11 protein-coding genes are annotated in these 14,446 nt (G+C 46.4%); 7 read left to right on the top strand and 4 right to left on the bottom strand.

Annotated features, from left to right (window positions below):
- Position 1 precedes the first annotated feature (1 nt).
- Positions 2 to 1,480, top strand: a complete 1,479-nt coding sequence (locus tag HC352_RS06050) for an amino acid permease (protein ID WP_168918043.1) — start codon at positions 2 to 4, stop codon at positions 1,478 to 1,480.
- 86 nt (positions 1,481 to 1,566) lie between these two features.
- Here the strand turns inward: HC352_RS06050 and HC352_RS06045 are convergent, their stop codons facing one another.
- A complete protein-coding gene (locus tag HC352_RS06045) occupies positions 1,567 to 2,064 on the bottom strand; it encodes a GNAT family N-acetyltransferase (protein WP_168918042.1) in 498 nt (165 codons plus the stop codon).
- 59 nt (positions 2,065 to 2,123) lie between these two features.
- On the bottom strand, positions 2,124 to 2,708 hold the full coding sequence (locus HC352_RS06040; protein ID WP_168918041.1) for a TetR/AcrR family transcriptional regulator: 585 nt from the start codon (positions 2,706 to 2,708) through the stop codon (positions 2,124 to 2,126).
- 168 nt (positions 2,709 to 2,876) lie between these two features.
- Here HC352_RS06040 and HC352_RS06035 point away from each other — a divergent pair, with 168 nt between their 5' ends.
- From HC352_RS06035 to galE, 4 genes are all read left to right on the top strand, one after another.
- Complete coding sequence (locus HC352_RS06035) at positions 2,877 to 5,138, top strand: bifunctional metallophosphatase/5'-nucleotidase (protein ID WP_247645174.1); 2,262 nt, start codon at positions 2,877 to 2,879, stop codon at positions 5,136 to 5,138.
- A 164-nt stretch (positions 5,139 to 5,302) separates the two neighbouring features.
- Positions 5,303 to 6,730: an NAD(P)/FAD-dependent oxidoreductase gene (locus tag HC352_RS06030; protein ID WP_168918039.1), complete on the top strand. Its 1,428-nt coding sequence runs from the start codon at positions 5,303 to 5,305 to the stop codon at positions 6,728 to 6,730.
- Positions 6,731 to 6,855: 125 nt separating this feature from the next.
- Positions 6,856 to 8,331 (top strand): galactose-1-phosphate uridylyltransferase, encoded by a 1,476-nt coding sequence (locus HC352_RS06025; protein ID WP_168918038.1) that lies wholly within the window; start codon positions 6,856 to 6,858, stop codon positions 8,329 to 8,331.
- Between the two features lie 36 nt (positions 8,332 to 8,367).
- A complete protein-coding gene (gene galE, locus HC352_RS06020; RefSeq protein ID WP_168918037.1) occupies positions 8,368 to 9,387 on the top strand; it encodes a UDP-glucose 4-epimerase GalE in 1,020 nt (339 codons plus the stop codon).
- 66 nt (positions 9,388 to 9,453) lie between these two features.
- Here the strand turns inward: galE and galK are convergent, their stop codons facing one another.
- Both galK and HC352_RS06010 read right to left on the bottom strand, forming a co-directional pair.
- Positions 9,454 to 10,596: a galactokinase gene (galK, locus tag HC352_RS06015; RefSeq protein WP_168918036.1), complete on the bottom strand. Its 1,143-nt coding sequence runs from the start codon at positions 10,594 to 10,596 to the stop codon at positions 9,454 to 9,456.
- A 101-nt stretch (positions 10,597 to 10,697) separates the two neighbouring features.
- Positions 10,698 to 11,393, bottom strand: a complete 696-nt coding sequence (locus tag HC352_RS06010) for an MgtC/SapB family protein (protein ID WP_168918035.1) — start codon at positions 11,391 to 11,393, stop codon at positions 10,698 to 10,700.
- 305 nt (positions 11,394 to 11,698) lie between these two features.
- On the opposite strand from HC352_RS06010, the gene brnQ (HC352_RS06005) reads away from it, so the two are divergent.
- Together brnQ (HC352_RS06005) and brnQ (HC352_RS06000) are read left to right on the top strand one after the other, a co-directional pair.
- A complete protein-coding gene (gene brnQ / locus HC352_RS06005) occupies positions 11,699 to 13,012 on the top strand; it encodes a branched-chain amino acid transport system II carrier protein (RefSeq protein WP_168918034.1) in 1,314 nt (437 codons plus the stop codon).
- 61 nt (positions 13,013 to 13,073) lie between these two features.
- A complete protein-coding gene (brnQ, locus tag HC352_RS06000) occupies positions 13,074 to 14,384 on the top strand; it encodes a branched-chain amino acid transport system II carrier protein (RefSeq protein ID WP_168918033.1) in 1,311 nt (436 codons plus the stop codon).
- Positions 14,385 to 14,446 lie beyond the last annotated feature (62 nt).

Below are 14,446 nucleotides of genomic sequence, written 5' to 3'. Positions count from 1 at the left end.
CATGACTACATCGACACGTGCCAAAGTCGGCACGTATGCTCTATTAACAATGACGGTCGCGGCCGTCTTCAACTTCCGTAATGTCGTCAACAACTCAGTATCTATCGGTCTAGCATCTGCTCCCGCATTCTTCTTTGCCACACTGCTCTACTTCCTTCCATACACACTGATCATTGCTGAACTTGTTGCGTTGAACAAAGATTCAGAATCTGGAGACTATGCATGGGTGAAGACGTCCCTGGGCGGTCGCTGGGCTTTTATGGGGGCATTTTCATACTGGTTTGTGAACCTTTTCTATTTCGTGTCACTGCTGCCAATCGTATTGGTGTATGCGTCTTACACATTTTTTGGTCAGGAAAAAGTGTTTTCGCAAACAGCTATCGCTCTAATATCGATTTCTATCTTCATCGTTGCGACCTGGATTTCCACTAAAGGAGCCTCGTGGATCGGGAAGATTACAAATATCGGTGCCACGATGATGATGGTCATGTCTCTTGCCTTTGTTATTCTGGCAGTGGGCGCACTCGCTGGCGGTCTAGAGCCAGCAACTCCTATTACTTTTGAAGCTATGACTCCAGATTTCTCAAATTTTGCAAGCATGTGGGCATTTTTGGGGACTTTAGCATGGATCATCCAAGGTGTAGGCGGTGCTGAATCCGTAGGCGTCTACATTAAAGATCTGCGCGGAGGCGTAAAAGCTTTCGTTCGTACGATTGTTATCGCAGGTCTCGCGATCGGAATGCTCTACGCTGTTGCTTCATTATTAATGACAGTTTTTGTTCCTGCAGGAGAACTGGATTATTCCTCCGGTATTTTCCAAACAATGGGTGGCTTAGGTAATTATTTGGGAATAGATACTCAGATTGTGAATCATATTGTTGGAGTGGTTATGCTAGCAGCTACACTCGGTTCGCTCCTGATGTGGACATCTACACCAGTGAAAATCTTCTTTTCTGAAATACCTGAAGGCATCTTTGGTAAGAAACTAATTGAGCTTAATGAGAATGGAATTCCTTGGCGAGCAGCTTGGCTACAATTCTTGATCGTCGTACCGTTACTGATTATTCCAGCTATCGGATCGAATTCTATCAATGGCTTGCTTGAAATCGTCATCAATATGACGGCGGCAACCGCTCTCATTCCGCCATTGTTCATTTACATTGCTTACTTCTTCTTCCGGAAAAACTATGATCATATTCCGCGTCGATTCCGAGTCGGATCGAGAACGTTTGGTATGGTCATGTCCGGGTTCATGATGGTGATCTTTGCGTTTGTATTCATCACCGGAACTCTTCCATACGGACAGGAACTATGGCTGACACTTGTGTACAACATTGGTGGCGTAGTGATATTCATTGGCGGAGCTATGATCGCCTATGAGTGCTACATCCGGAGATTAAAGAAACGAGATCCGCAGGCTGTCTTAGTAGAATTAAGCCCTTCTGCGGAGCATATGAGCTCGATGGAGACAGATGACTAAAAAGAAAGATTCGTGATCTTTCGTGAAATAATTTGTGGCGCTTGGGTTTCCCCCTCAAGCGCCACAAATATATTGCGAAAAGATTTCTAGCTATTGGTCGAACGAAGTAGAATCTTATGACCGTAACGTTGCTCTCCGGTGGGAGTGAATCCGGCCTTCAGATAGAGCTGTTTGGCGCGAGCATTACGTGGATCTACTGCAAGAGAAATAGCTGGTGCGCCCAATTCTCTTGCTAGCTCAGTTGCGGCATCGAGCAGGGCAGTGCCTATACCTTGGCCGCTATAACGTCCTTCAACAGCAATAGCAAGCTCTGGAATATCTGCTGACACATAGCCAAACCCATGTCGATCGTCGGTGCCCCATAAAAGCCACACGCCACCGACCGGAGTATTACCTACCCAAGCAATAAAACCGCCATTCTCGGCTTCCCAATCAGCAACATAGTAAGTAGCCCATTCGTCATAGCTATCATCAAGTACTGCGTGTTCATCACCGAAAGTATCAGTTAAAAAATTGAGCCGGTAGACATAGGTGCGATCAGATTCACTCGTACCTTTAAGGATAAGGTCTTCATTGAGGGGCATAGCTCAACTCCACTACGTAGGGTCATTCAGCAAGGTAACGGGGATCGTCGTCGAAAAAACTAGTCAGCTAAATGATCTTGCAAATGTAACGTTTGGGCAATGATCAACGTGATCGTTTCATCGGAAATACTTGGATCAGAGCGAATAAGCGCCGTAAGTCCAGTTAGTAGCATATAAATCATGCTCTCAATATGAGTAATCTTCACTGGGTGATGCTCTTTGTAATCACGGACTGTGGTTTCAGTGATGTATCGTGCAATCCTGCTTGCGGCTCGGTCAGTAAAAATAAGATAGAGTTGAGCATTGGAATTACGCGCTAAACTCGTGGCAAAAGGTCCATCTTCATTGAGGATTTTGCGCATGAGCGTGGTTGCTTCTTCTAATGATTTTTCGATGTTTCCGGGCTCGCGTGCATTATTCCAAGCGTCAAGCTCGGTAAGGAAATCATCGATAATATAATCGAGCAACGCTTCGATTACCTCATCTTTACCAGCAAAATAGTGATAGAACAATGACCGTGTAATATCGGCCTCGGTGGTGATAGCAGATACGGTAATTTTTGTTGCGCCATCGCGAATAATGATGCGATGAGTAGCATCGAGGATTGCGGTGCGGGTATGTTGACTGCGAATTTGTTGTAACATTTTACTCCTTAATGATTGTTAGAATAGAAAATCTTTAGACGAAAAGTCAATATCATGTCAGTGTCCATAAAAATCTTTAGCATATTCTTCTGTGGATATTGTTTGACGCTCATAGGCTTGTTAGTCTTAAGCTGTTCGCATTCCGCTTTTAATCAATGGAGATTCATTATGCGTAAACCTATAACTCGCCCACTGTGCGGGGCCGCAATGGCAATATCACTTTTGCTGGCTCCCAGCCTGGCATGGGCAGAGAATTCAGCTCCGCTGGACAATGATATTGTTACTATTGACCTGTATAAACTTACTGATGTTCATGGGCACATTGAAAAAGTAGTTAAGCAGGATAAGAAAACCAAAGAAGAAAAAGTTGTTGAGTCAGGAATCCCAGCTGTTCAATGCTATTTGAATAAGGCATACCAAACCAATCCTCATTCAACGTTTACTCTCCTGGGTGACAATATCGGCGCTTCGCCCTATACTTCTGGTTCTCAGAAAGATAATCCAACAATTGCAGCGCTCAATGAGCTTCCAGTTGTTGGTTCAACAATCGGAAATCACGAACTCGACTTGGGACAAGACGTTTTCCGGCAACGAGTAGACGGAAGTAAGCCGCAGGACTTTGTCAAAGTCAACTTCCCATATCTGGGAGCAAACGTTAAAGGAATGGGATCTTATCGTGACAATGGAGTGGAGACTCCTTATCTCAAAGATTATGCCATTGCTGAGCTTGACGGGGTTAAAGTAGCCTACATTGGTGCTATCGCACAAGACGTTCCGTTCAAACTTAGCCCAGATACAACTAAAGGGTTGCGCTTTGATGATCCAATTGCTGAAATAACAAGACTAGCTAAAGAACTCAAAGAAAGCGGTCAAGCGCAGATCGTCGTCGCTATGCTCGATGATGATGTGAAGAACAACTATTCGAAGATGCCTGCTGAAGTCGATGTGCTGATGGGTGGTGATACCCACGTACCATATGAATTCGATAAAGTTGATTCAACAGTCCAGTTGGAATCTAAGAACCCACTATTAGCAGGCATTGCATCCGGCTCCTATACTGACAATTTGGGATTAGTGCGCATCAATTTTGATAAGAAGGCAAATAAAGTAGTCAAAGCTGATTCGATCTTGATCCCAGCCGCAACTGTTGTTGCTGATAGTGATCCAGATTGCTTAGCAAACGGATCAGCTGCCAAAGTTGTGAATGCTGCTAAAGAACAAGCCCAAGAAGCAGGCAAAGCTGAAATCGTTTCCGAGGTAACAGCCCAATGGAACCGTGGCGTATACCTTGAACCGGGAAAGACACAACCAGCACCAGGTTCCAATCGTGGTGTTGAATCTACATTAGGTAACCTCGTTGCAGACTCGATCCTTGATCAAGTAACAATCGATGGCACTACGCCAGTCGATTTTGGTGTGGTTAATGCTGGTGGCTTGCGTGAAGACCTTATTCCTGCCGACGGTGTTTTAACATACGCCAGCACATATAAGGCACTGCCATTTTCCAACCAACTTGGTTATGCTCCAATGACTGGTGAACAGTTTAAAAAGGCGCTTGAAAACCAGTGGAAGACTAACCTCAACTCGCAAAACTCTCGGCCAATGTTGCGCTTGGGTACATCGTCGAACCTCACCTACACCTACGATCCTGCTTTGCCGATGGGAAGCCGAATCACTTCTATCTCCCTTAACGGCAAGCCGTTAGAGATGGACAAAGTGTATAACGTTGGCTCAATGACCTTCGTGTTAGAAGGTGGCGATGGCTACTTTGAGAAGGGTTTGCCGGTAAAGACTTTCGGTGTTCTTGATCGAGACGGTTTCAACGACTACTTGAAGAAGATTACTGGTCCAAAACTAGGCGCCTCAGATCTTAAGCGGGCAATTGGAATCACCCTGCCACAGGATAAGGTCGCTAAGGGTGGTGAGGTAACGATTCCGCTTCGTGGCCTTTCATTTACTGAAGGAACAGGCCAAACCAAAAATGTTACAGTACATTTAGGGTCATTAACTGAAAAGTTCCCGGTTAATAATTCTATCGAGGAACCGAACGCAGAAAATGAGCAGTCCATCATCACCACAGACGGTGCTGGCCAGGCTACTGCAAAGTTCGTTCTGTCTGATGTTTGCCAAGATCAGATCGGTGATATTACCCTGCCGGTGACTGTTGATACTGATTTTGGTCAAGTTGTTGGTCAGGAAGCTGGATTAAAAGTCATGGTTGATTGCGGGACTTTTCCAACCCCGCATCCTGTTCCGCCAACACCAACAGATCCGCAAGTAAAGAAGGATGTTGATGTTAAGGCCACAGATAAGAAGCAGTCACTGGCTAAAACCGGTGTGGACGCCGCATATGGCGCCGGGCTTGTTGCTGTGTTACTTATCGGTGCTGGTATGGGACTAACCCGTATCCGCCGGAAGGCTCTTAACTAACCGATTTAGCTAACGCACTAGATGTACGAGGCCATGCCGAAAACTCTTCGGCATGGCCTCGTCCTCGTGGAAAAGTTAGAACTATAACAATTTACGCAACAAATATGGTTCGTAAATAAAGTAGAGTGGGAGATGAAAACAAAGTATCGGACTAAGGAGCGCGAGTGGCTAAGCATAAGGTCGTTGTTATTGGATCAGGTTTTGGCGGTTTATTTGCAACAAAAGCCTTACGAAAGACCGATGTTGATATAACTATGATCTCGCGAACCTCGCATCACCTCTTCCAGCCGCTGCTTTACCAGGTCGCAACAGGAATTCTCTCCTCTGGTGAAATCGCCCCGACAACGCGTGAAATCCTCGCAAAGCAATCCAATGTCCAAGTTTTGCTGGGCCTCGTCGAAGATATCGACGTCGACGCAAAAGAAGTAATCTGGCGTTATCATAACCGCGAAATGCGCACTGAATATGATTCGCTTATTGTGGCAGCTGGAGCAGACCAGTCCTATTTTGGTAATGATCAGTACTCGCGCTATGCGCCAGGGCTAAAAACTATTGATGATGCGCTAGAAATTAGAGCTCGAATTTTTGGAGCTTTCGAGCTTGCTGAAATGGAAACAGACCCAGAAAAACGGCGTGATATTTTAACTTTTGTTGTTGTCGGGGCAGGCCCAACCGGAGTTGAAGTAGCCGGTCAAATTCGCGAGCTTGCATCAAAAACTGTACGCAAGGAATTCCGTAATTTCGATCCGCATGATGCCCGCGTTATCTTGGTTGACGGTGCCGATTACCCACTGCCGCCATTTGGGGAAAGTCTCGGAAAACGCACCCGCAAGGCCCTCGAAAAGTTGGGGATCGATGTAATGATGGGCCAGATGGTGGTTGGAATGACTGACCGCACTGTGACCTTACGTGACCGTGATGGTAACGAACGTACTATTAATTCTATCTGTAAGGTGTGGTCTGCTGGTGTGCAGGGATCCCCACTAGGGAAGAAGATTCAAGAACGTACCGGTGTTGAACTTGACCGGGCTGGGCGAGTACGAGTCAATCCCGATTTAACCGTTCCGGGCTATCCAGATATTTTCGTTGTCGGCGATATGATGTCTTTAGAGGGTGTTCCTGGAGTTGCTCAAGGAGCAATCCAGCCAGGACGCTTTGCTGCTCAAACCATCATTGATCGTCTCGCAGGTAAACCCAGCGCGGAAAAGTTTGTGTATAACGATAAAGGATCGATGGCGACGATCGCTAAATCGAAAGCGGTTGTTAAAATTGGCAAACTAGAATTTGCTGGCTTTGTTGCTTGGCTTGCTTGGTGCGTATTGCATATTTTGACGCTTTCGGGGTTCAAGACGCGCTTTTCAACGTTAATGCGTTGGATGATTAGTTATCTGTCGAATGGGCGTTCGGCACGTTCGACGACGAATCAGCAGCTTGTTGGGCGCCTTGCGTTACAAGCGCTTGGAGAACGAGCTTCGGGGCATTTAGTTATTGGCGACGTTGATCCAGAACCGTTAGCAAAGTTAGCTGAAGTTGCCACACATGATCGGCAGTCTAACCAGGCAAAGGATGAGACTGAAAACGCTGGTAATTAAGCTAGTGTGACGTAGAGGGATGGTGGTTGTCCCAGCTGGGCAACCGCCAATTTTAATATCGGCATTTATTGAGTTATTTTTGCCCGCGCGCGTTATGATTAATACATATGTGAAAGCGAGCCAAAATGACTGAAAATATCTACAGTGCCGTAGATCAACTCATTGATTACGCCCGTAAAAATCTTGAGTTAGATCCACGTAATGAAGACTTTACCCGTAATCGAATTTTTTCCATCTTTGGGCTTGACGGATATCGGCCAACTGGAGCACACACGAATGCTAGTGCTCCTGACCAACTGATTGCAGATTTTACCCAGGCATGTGTTGTAGCTGGGCATATTTCGGAAGAAGAACGTGATGGTCTAGCTGATCAAGTTATGGGTATTCTCTCGTTGTCCCCTGCTCAGATTGCAGATCGTCATACCCGTATCGGCCAAGATAAAGATGGCATGCAGGCGATGTCATGGTTCTATGATTATTGCGTTGCTAATCATTATGTTAAGCGAGCCATGCTGGATAAGAATCCAAGGTTTAATAGTGGACAAGTTATTGTCACTATTAATCTTGCCAAGCCAGAGTTCCGGGATCCGAAAAAGGCAATGACGGGTAATTCGGTGGCTGGTGGCTATCCTCAGTGTACAATTTGTCATGAAAATGAGGGATTTGCTGGTCGGCAAAAGTCAACGCTACGGACTGTTCCGATCACTTTGGATGGGCAACCGTGGTTTTGGCAGTTCTCTCCATATGGGTATTTTGACCAGCATGGTATTGCCGTAAATATGGATCACACGCCGATGCATGTGGATGACCGGACATATTATCGCTTGATGGATTTCGTCGATCAATTCCCGGGATACTTTATTGGGTGTAATGCGGCGTTGCCACGTATTGGTGGTTCAGTGTTGGGCCATGATCATTATCAAGGTGGTGGTGAGACACTACCTATGCACACTGCAGGTACACGCGTGACGTATCGCGTTCCGCAATACGAAGGTGCGATTGTTGAAATTGTTGACTGGCCGAATACAGTTGTTCGGGTGATCAGTAAAGATCGGCATGCGGTGGCAGATGTCAGTGCCCAAATCGCTACTGCGTGGCTTGATTTCTGTGATCCGGAGATCGGGATTATTCCGCGTGATGAGAATGGTTGGCATTCAGCAGTTTCGCCAACGTGCGTGTTGACTGAACGCGGATACGAGATGAGTATTATTTTCCGTTCTAATATTACTTCGGAGGAATACCCGGCAGGTGTTTTCCATGCTCATCCGCAATTTTTTGCGATTAAACAGGAATCTATTGGGCTCATTGAGGCGCAGGGTCTGTTTATTCTACCGGCGCGTTTAGAACGGCAGTTAGGTCAGTTAGCTGATGCGATTGAGCAAGGCAAGCCCTTGCCTGCCGAGTTAGCTGAGTTTGATTTTGTTAATGAAGAGATCCACAAACTAGTTGATGGCAGTCGCGATCGGCGAGTGATTGATCAGGCGATTCGTGATGAACTTGGTAGCGTATGTGAACGAATTTTAGAAAATACAGCAGTGTTTAAAGAACAATGGCGTACCGAAAAATTCTTAACTGATTGTGGATTCGTTCGTAGTGAATAAAATAAGTAAGGATATTGTTTTTAAGGGGTATGAGAGATGACGACGGTTTTAGTTGCTGGTGGAGCTGGCTATATTGGTACCCACACCACAGTGGAATTATTGGAGAAGGGTTATGACGTGGTGTGCGTTGATAACTTTTCTAACTCGTCGCCAGTTGCGGTGAACAGGGTTGAAACAATCACTGGTAAAAAGGTGCGCTTTTACGATGCTGATATTCGAGATAAGGCTAAGTTAGATAAGGTTTTTAGCGACAATTCCATTGATTGGGTTATCCATTTTGCTGGGTTTAAAGCTGTAGGGGAGTCAGTTGCAAAACCACTAGAGTATTATGACAATAATATCGGTGGAGCATTAGCTCTTCTGGAGACTATGCGTGAGCATGGCGTGAAGAGATTTGTCTTTTCCTCTTCTGCTACGGTCTATGGTGAAGCAAGTGTTTTGCCTTTAACTGAAAAGTCACCCGCTGGAATAGCTACTAATCCTTACGGTTGGACGAAAGTATTTGAAGAGCAGATCCTCAATGATCTCTATGTAGCAGATCCATCATGGACGATCGTGATTTTGCGATACTTCAACCCGGTAGGGGCGCACCCAAGTGGGTTAATTGGCGAGGATCCAAAGGGAATTCCAGCGAACTTAACTCCATACGTGGCTAAAGTTGCTGTTGGCGAACTAGCGAAAGTCCAAGTGTTTGGTGATGATTATGATACGCCTGATGGCACTGGTGTTCGCGATTATATCCACGTCGTAGATCTTGCCCGCGGTCACGTAGCTGCAACTGATCACCTGCATAATCCGGGAGTCTATGTGTATAACTTGGGTACTGGCCACGGATATTCAGTACTTGAGGTTATTCGGGCTTATGAAAAGGCAGCGGGTAAAGAAATTCCGTATGAAGTTGTGCCTCGTCGGGCTGGTGATGTTGCGGAAAGTTATGCTGATGCTACAAAAGCCCAAGTAGAGTTGGACTGGCGCGCCACGCATACGATAGAAGATATGGCCGCATCATCGATGCGCTGGCAGACAGAAAATCCACAAGGGTATCGCGGCGCATAAATCTGTCGATAAACCATTGGGGGGCTAACACAAAATGTGTTAGCCCCCCAATGGTTTTTGATGAGATTATTGGTGCAAAATTGTGGCTCCATTACTTGCGTGGGCACGTAAGAAAGCCGGTTGCGGGAAGCCATGTGCTTGAGCCTGAGCAGTAATATGAGATACGGCGTGGTCTATATGCTCAGTTGCAATTAATGCGATAGCTGAGCCGCCAAAACCGCCTCCGGTCATGCGTGCGCCGAGCGCACCGCTTTCGAGGCTGGCTTCTACCACGCAATCTAGTTCGGGGCACGATACCTCAAAATCGTCCTGCAATGATTCATGAGAGCGGGTAAAAAGTTGCCCGAGTTTGGGGAAATCTTGGCTACGCAGAGCTGAGACGGCATCTAAAACGCGGGCGTTTTCTGTCACCACATGGCGTACTCGTTGTGCGAGTAGATCTGGTAATTGGGGGAGATGATCGAGGGTGGCCTGCCGTAACGAAGACAATCCTAGAAGATCACGAGCTTGATCGCATTCGGCGCGACGGTTGCCGTATTGCCCATCTGCTAGGGAATGCTTGGCTCGAGTATCAATGACGAGAATATCTAAGCCATATTCGCTAAAAGAAGCGGGAACTAATTCTCGAGAGTGGTCTTGGAAATCGATGAAAACAGCATGGTCTGCTTCACCAAATACCGATACTGTTTGATCCATTCCGCCAGTTGGCGCATGGGCAATCTCATTTTCTGCACGGATACATGCTGCCACGATCTCTTCTTTTGAAGCGTCAGATAGTGCGATAGCACTTGCGCATTCGATAGCGGCTGACGAAGATAACCCTGCCCCTAAGGGGACGCAAGAAACAAAAGCAGCATCGAAACCGTGGGTGATATTTAGTGACCATGCTGGCCCACCTGCGTAGTTGACCCACGAGGCTGGCATATGTGGATTGATCTGTGAAATATCGCCTTCCCAGGCCGATCCATGATCTGAAATAAAGTAAACACGGTTGTCTTCGCGCGGTGTTAGTCCAATAAACGTACGGTGTGGTAAGGCGATCGGCAAGCATAGTCCGTCGTTGTAATCAGTGTGTTCACCTATGAGATTAACTCGTCCAGGTGCTGCCGCGAGGATACGAGGTTGATGCCTGAAAGTAGTAGAAAATAGATTGGTGACTCGTTTGATTCCCTCGGTGTCAGTCCAAGCAGATATAAATGTATTTGACATCGTTGTCTCCATCGCTGTGAGTTTTCGCGCTTGCGTGATGATTCTTATCTTACTGGTATTTTCTCTTCCCAAACATGTTGAACGCTTACTGTGGCCGTATGTTAGTCGAGATTTGCTTGGGTGATGTCGTCAATGGCATTGACTCCTTCTAAACCTGCTAAACGTTCATAGAGCGTGGTTCGAGGGTAGGGGCCGTCGAAGCGCATAACAGCTCGCATGCCAGTGCCGTTTTCAGTTTCGATAACAGCAGTTGAATTCACCATGGCCTTATAGCCTAGACTGGTGGCGACGACGAGGATTCTGCGCATCACTCCGCGGCCAGCTTCATATTCGACCACAGTACGTTCGAGGTGGTGCGTATTGGGAATCTTATTTGCCAAGGGACCGATGGCGAAGATCAAAATGTAGTGAATAAGGAGAGTAGCAAGAGCCAAGAGCGACATTCCTGCGCCGCACGCCACTCCCATTGCTGCTGAAATCCAGATAGTTGCTGCTGTTGTCAAACCTTTCACGGTATCGTTATTGACAAAAATAACTCCCGCGCCTAAAAATCCAACTCCGGAAACTATTTGGGCGGCAAGTCGGGATGGATCTAGGGGAGCGCCAGTAGAAACAAACCCATAAATCGAGACAAGAGTAAAAAGGCAGGCACCCATTCCCACGAGAACGTGCGTTTTTACTCCTGCGTCCTTGTTGTGGTAGTAACGCTCAACGCCGAGGAGAAAACATAAAATAGTTGTTACGAGCAACGCGAATGAGCCGTTAAGAAATTGTTCAAGGCTTAATACATTCAACATAACTCCATCTTTCTTAGCTCACTGTCAAATAGTTCGGCGGGTGAGAGTAGGTGACAATGTGAGTAGCGTAGTCTTGTGCTAATCCACATTCTTATTATAGTCGCTGGTAAAGCAACGGTACACTGCCTGGTTATATGGCAGTTGCTCGATATCTTGGTTATGTGAGCTAATCCAACGTGAATATCTCAATATGTGAACGATATATCTGGGATAGGGCAGTCAATTTGGGAAGTAGGTAGTTAGATACATATTCTTAAGGTTAATAAACTATATCTGAAATATTATTTCTAAGATGAGGAGGGGCTATGACATCGAATGTGCGAATTTTGGTGATTACCAGTCTCGCGTTGTTTGCGATGTTCTTTGGCGCTGGAAACCTCATTGTTCCCGTCATGATCGGTGCGCAAGCAGGTAATTTGGCATGGAGTGCAGCAATAGGGTTTGTATCGACGGGAGTTTTACTGCCGGTATTGTCTATGGTGGCAATGTCGACGAAACGATCAGATGAGAAGCGTCTGGCAGACCGTTTAGGTGTGCGCATGGGGCTTGTAGTTACTACTCTCATCTTCTTATTTACTGGAATGGTCTATGCTATCCCTCGCGTTGGCGCAGTTAGCTATGAGATGGCATTTGGTCCGTATACGCATTCTTTTTCCGATCTGGCAAGCCGCTTGATGATGCTCTGTTATTCGGCAGTATTTTTTACGCTGGCATATATCATTGCTCGCCGGCCGAATATGATCATCCGTAATGTTGGTACCTGGCTTACTCCGGCCCTTCTTGTTTTACTTCTTGTTGTTATCATCGGTTCTTGGATGATGCCACCAGTAAATACTGTCCCAAATGAGCAATATCAGGCTGCCCCCGTTGTTACCGGGTTCATTCATGGTTATTTCACAATGGATGCATTGGCGGCCTTAATGTTTGGTGGTGTGGTGATTTCTACACTTAGTGCCGCTGGCTGGAATAAACGTCAAGTCCACCGAGGTACAGCACTTGCCGGTATGCTTTCTGGGGTATTTCTTGTTGTTGTCTATGTTGGGCTTGTACGTGTTGGACAAGTGGGTGTTGGCGATAATGGAGCTGCATTGACCGCTAATGTCACACGTGATCTATTTGGTCCGATAGGGCAAACTTTGTTCGGCATGATCGTTGTTTTAGCATGTTTTACTACCGCTTTGGGCTTATTGGGAGCATCGGTTGAATATTTTCATGATCTGATCCCAGCGATTAGTCAAAAAACATGGTTGGGTATTGCCACTGGTGTTTCATTTGCGTTGACTAATCTCGGTTTAGTGAAAATCTTAGCTATCGTCGCGCCAGTGAATCAGTTGCTCTATCCGATTGTGATGGTACTTGTTGTGGTTTCACTAATTGATTTAGCTACTCCGGGCCGACTTTTCTTCAGTTACCGGATTCCAGCCTGGGCGACGGCTTTGCTTGCATTGCCAGAAGCGTTGAATTCTACTGGTTTAAGCGTATTTTCTGCCCTGCGGTACGGACTGGATTTTTTCCCACTGGGTTATTTGCAGATGGCGTGGGTTGTTCCAGCTGCGGTAGCACTCGTTATTGGATTGGGAATTGATATTTCCCGTGGCCGACTTACGAAGGGGCGTTAGCCCCCGTCGTCGTCACTCCAGCAGTTAAGTCTGGGTAGTTCCAATAAAGGTGAGGTGTTTTATGTTTTCTTCTACAACAAAATCAATTATTTTTGCAGGGTTTGCTCTTTTTGCGATGTTCTTTGGAGCGGGTAATCTTATTTTGCCTGCCATGATAGGCGTAGAGGCTGGTCCTTATGCGTACACAGCGGTAATTGGATTTGTTATTACTGGTGCAGTATTGACGGTGGCGGGCATGATCGCTGCTGGTTCGATGCGTGAAGGCGAGAGTCGAATTGCTGATCGGGTAGGTCCGCGTTTTGGATTGATCTTTACGACTGTTTTGTTTATCGCTACAGCTATGCTTTATCCGACGCCTCGAGTTGCAGCGGTCAGTTTTGAAATAGCAGCTGTTCCCTTTGTAGGTTCTGGGCATCTTCAGCTTTTTGTTTACACGGTTATTTTCTTCGGTATTTGTTATGTGTTAGTTCGTCAACCAACGAAAATCGTGAGTCGGATTGGTGGATATTTGACGCCAATCTTGATTCTCTTATTGATTGCCTTGGTTGTTGCTTCTTACACTTTGCCCGACATTAGCCATCCGGTTGAGCCGCGTTATGCTCAAGCTCCGCTGGCAAGTGGGTTGATCGAGGGATATTTCACGATGGATTCGCTGGCGACCTTAATGTACGGGCCAGTTATTTTAGGAGCTCTAGCAACATCAGGATTTACTGGGGCTAAACTTCGCCGGGGTATGATTGGGGCTTCAATTCTAGCTGGATCATTGCTAGCGGTGTGTTATGTAGGTTTAGTTCATTTGGGGAGCGTCGGTAGTGGCCCGAACGGTGCTGTTGTCATCACCGAAGTCTCGCGAGAGCTTTTTGGGACAACTGGTCAGTTAGTTTTTGGGCTGATCGTTTTCTTGGCGTGTTTAACAACCGCCTTGGGGTTGTTGGCTTCGTCATCACATTATTTCCATAACCTCTTTCCACGTATTTCTCAGCATTCTTGGCTCCTTATCCATCTTGTGATTGTTTTCCCGCTTTCGAATCTTGGACTAGAACGAATTTTGTCCATGGTAGCTCCACTAAATCAGTTGCTTTACCCTATTACAATTTCGCTTATTGTTGTGGCGATTATTGAATTGGTGACGCGGAAACATTTGGTTTGGGCGTATCGGTTAGGGACTTATACGGCAGTTGTTTTAGCTATCCCAGAAGCGTTGAATTCCACTGGTTTAAGCGTATTTTCTGCGCTGCGGTACGGACTGGATTTTTTCCCGCTGGGTTATTTGCAGATGGCATGGGTTGTTCCAACCATTATCGCAATAATGATCGGATTGGTTTATGACCTATCTCTTCGTAGCGCTAGCCAGACTGAGGTAGCGGTTTAATACGAAAATCTCAGTGAGGTGGGGGGCAGGAGATCTTTCTCCTGCCCGCCCACCTGCTTTAC

The sequence above is a fragment of the Arcanobacterium buesumense genome (genome assembly GCF_012563545.1).
GTDB lineage: Bacteria > Actinomycetota > Actinomycetes > Actinomycetales > Actinomycetaceae > Arcanobacterium > Arcanobacterium buesumense.
The sequence above is the reverse complement of the archived record's forward strand: the minus strand, read 5'-3'. Positions and strand labels throughout refer to the sequence as shown.

Excerpts from the sequence above, each read along its gene's own strand:
- HC352_RS06050 (WP_168918043.1), top strand. The coding sequence starts at position 2 with ATGACTACATCGACACGTGCCAAAGTCGGCACGTATGCTCTATTAACA.
- HC352_RS06045 (WP_168918042.1), bottom strand. The coding sequence starts at position 2,064 with ATGCCCCTCAATGAAGACCTTATCCTTAAAGGTACGAGTGAATCTGAT.
- HC352_RS06040 (WP_168918041.1), bottom strand. The coding sequence starts at position 2,708 with ATGTTACAACAAATTCGCAGTCAACATACCCGCACCGCAATCCTCGAT.
- HC352_RS06035 (WP_247645174.1), top strand. The coding sequence starts at position 2,877 with ATGCGTAAACCTATAACTCGCCCACTGTGCGGGGCCGCAATGGCAATA.
- HC352_RS06025 (WP_168918038.1), top strand. The coding sequence starts at position 6,856 with ATGACTGAAAATATCTACAGTGCCGTAGATCAACTCATTGATTACGCC.
- galE (WP_168918037.1), top strand. The coding sequence starts at position 8,368 with ATGACGACGGTTTTAGTTGCTGGTGGAGCTGGCTATATTGGTACCCAC.
- galK (WP_168918036.1), bottom strand. The coding sequence starts at position 10,596 with ATGTCAAATACATTTATATCTGCTTGGACTGACACCGAGGGAATCAAA.
- HC352_RS06010 (WP_168918035.1), bottom strand. The coding sequence starts at position 11,393 with ATGTTGAATGTATTAAGCCTTGAACAATTTCTTAACGGCTCATTCGCG.
- brnQ (WP_168918034.1), top strand. The coding sequence starts at position 11,699 with ATGACATCGAATGTGCGAATTTTGGTGATTACCAGTCTCGCGTTGTTT.
- brnQ (WP_168918033.1), top strand. The coding sequence starts at position 13,074 with ATGTTTTCTTCTACAACAAAATCAATTATTTTTGCAGGGTTTGCTCTT.